Source organism: Flagellimonas spongiicola (assembly GCF_023502425.1).
Taxonomy (GTDB): Bacteria; Bacteroidota; Bacteroidia; order Flavobacteriales; family Flavobacteriaceae; genus Flagellimonas; species Flagellimonas spongiicola.
The window spans coordinates 1-2,500 of record NZ_JAMFMA010000007.1; the positions used below are offsets into that span (position 1 = coordinate 1).

The 2,500-nt window shown below is 50.8% G+C and carries 2 tRNA genes and 2 rRNA genes (1 of these 4 cut by a window edge); all 4 read left to right on the plus strand.

Annotated features, from left to right (window positions below):
* The first annotated feature begins 141 nt into the window (after positions 1 to 141).
* Positions 142 to 1,667 (plus strand): 16S ribosomal RNA (locus tag M3P19_RS16835).
* 106 nt (positions 1,668 to 1,773) lie between these two features.
* Positions 1,774 to 1,847, plus strand: a tRNA-Ile gene (locus M3P19_RS16840).
* Between the two features lie 97 nt (positions 1,848 to 1,944).
* Positions 1,945 to 2,018, plus strand: a tRNA-Ala gene (locus tag M3P19_RS16845).
* A gap of 144 nt (positions 2,019 to 2,162) precedes the next feature.
* Positions 2,163 to 2,500, plus strand: a 23S ribosomal RNA gene (locus M3P19_RS16850) (it continues 2,487 nt past the right edge of the window).
* Together the 16S and 23S rRNA genes with 2 tRNA genes alongside form the textbook arrangement of a ribosomal RNA operon.

Here is a 2,500-nt window from a genome sequence, read left to right on the forward strand (position 1 = left end):
CTTTTGTTTCGGCGCTTAAGAAAAAGTAAAGAAGAAGTTCTTTGGACATATTGTATAGACAGCGTAAAAGAGAATAACGAAGAACCATTTTGATGTCAGTGACTTTGGTATTGTTAGGGAGTTGAAATTATTTAACTTTTTACAATGAAGAGTTTGATCCTGGCTCAGGATGAACGCTAGCGGCAGGCCTAACACATGCAAGTCGAGGGGTAACAGGGAAAAGCTTGCTTTTCTGCTGACGACCGGCGCACGGGTGCGGAACGCGTATGGAACCTGCCCCTGTCAGGGGAATAGCCCAGAGAAATTTGGATTAATGCCCCATGGTAACATTATATCGCATGATATTTTGTTTAAAGATTTATCGGACAGGGATGGCCATGCGTACCATTAGTCAGATGGTGAGGTAACGGCTCACCATAACTACGATGGTTAGGGGCCCTGAGAGGGGGATCCCCCACACTGGTACTGAGACACGGACCAGACTCCTACGGGAGGCAGCAGTGAGGAATATTGGACAATGGTCGGGAGACTGATCCAGCCATGCCGCGTGCAGGATGACTGCCCTATGGGTTGTAAACTGCTTTTATACGGGAAGAAACCTATCCACGTGTGGATAGCTGACGGTACCGTAAGAATAAGGACCGGCTAACTCCGTGCCAGCAGCCGCGGTAATACGGAGGGTCCGAGCGTTATCCGGAATCATTGGGTTTAAAGGGTCCGTAGGCGGGCCGTTAAGTCAGGGGTGAAAGTCTGCGGCTCAACCGTAGAATTGCCTTTGATACTGGCGGTCTTGAGTCGTTGTGGAGTTGCCGGAACATGTGGTGTAGCGGTGAAATGCATAGATATCACATAGAACACCGATCGCGAAGGCAGGTAACTAACAACGTACTGACGCTGATGGACGAAAGCGTGGGTAGCGAACGGGATTAGATACCCCGGTAGTCCACGCCGTAAACGATGGATACTAGCTGTCGGGACTTCGGTCTCGGCGGCCAAGCGAAAGTGATAAGTATCCCACCTGGGGAGTACGTTCGCAAGAATGAAACTCAAAGGAATTGACGGGGGCCCGCACAAGCGGTGGAGCATGTGGTTTAATTCGATGATACGCGAGGAACCTTACCAGGGCTTAAATGTAAGTTGCATAAGCTAGAGATAGCTTTTTCTTCGGACTACTTACAAGGTGCTGCATGGTTGTCGTCAGCTCGTGCCGTGAGGTGTCAGGTTAAGTCCTATAACGAGCGCAACCCCTACCGTTAGTTGCCAGCGAGTAATGTCGGGGACTCTAACGGGACTGCCGGTGCAAACCGTGAGGAAGGTGGGGACGACGTCAAATCATCACGGCCCTTACGTCCTGGGCCACACACGTGCTACAATGGCCGGTACAGAGGGAAGCCACCCCGCAAGGGGGCGCGGATCTATAAAACCGGTCACAGTTCGGATCGGGGTCTGCAACTCGACCCCGTGAAGCTGGAATCGCTAGTAATCGGATATCAGCCATGATCCGGTGAATACGTTCCCGGGCCTTGTACACACCGCCCGTCAAGCCATGGAAGCCGGGAGTGCCTGAAGTCCGTCACCGCAAGGAGCGGCCTAGGGCAAAATCGGTAACTAGGGCTAAGTCGTAACAAGGTAGCCGTACCGGAAGGTGCGGCTGGAACACCTCCTTTCTAGAGAAAGACGCCCTGGCGATACGGTCGGGCATCAGGTGGTCCCTTTGTTTTTCCTTTTATGCTGTCTTATGATATGGCCATTTAATGGTCTGTTAGGCCAAACAGTCTCATAGCTCAGCTGGTTAGAGCGCTACACTGATAATGTAGAGGTCGGCAGTTCGAGTCTGCCTGAGACTACAACGTTCATTTAATTGGGATATTGAAGGAAATTCTGGAAGTTGGGTATGTAGTTATGTACTGACTACTGACTACTCATTACTAACTACTAGTATATGGGGGATTAGCTCAGCTGGCTAGAGCGCCTGCCTTGCACGCAGGAGGTCATCGGTTCGACTCCGATATTCTCCACTAGGCCTTATGGCCATAGGTTCATTGACATATTGGGACGGAGCGTGATGGTTTTATACCGTCATGGCGAAGTCAAAGAAGAAACACGAAGTAGAATAGAATATATAAGGATTACGAGGGCATTTGTACGTTTTTCGTACAGGTGCGACAAGCAAGAGAAGGGCGTATGGGGGATGCCTAGGCTCTCAGAGACGATGAAGGACGTGATAAGCTGCGAAAAGCCGCGGGGATCTGCACACGAGAATTGATCCGCGGATGTCCGAATGGGGCAACCCACTATGTTGAAGGCATAGTATCCGAAAGGAGGTGAACCCGCTGAACTGAAACATCTAAGTAGGCGGAGGAAGAGAAAACAAAAGTGATTCCGTTAGTAGTGGCGAGCGAAAGCGGATTAGTCCAAACCAATGTTGTTCCGGCAATGTTGGGGTTGTAGGACCACGATATTCTTTGCGCGGCGAACTGGAACCCGTTGGAAAGCGGGG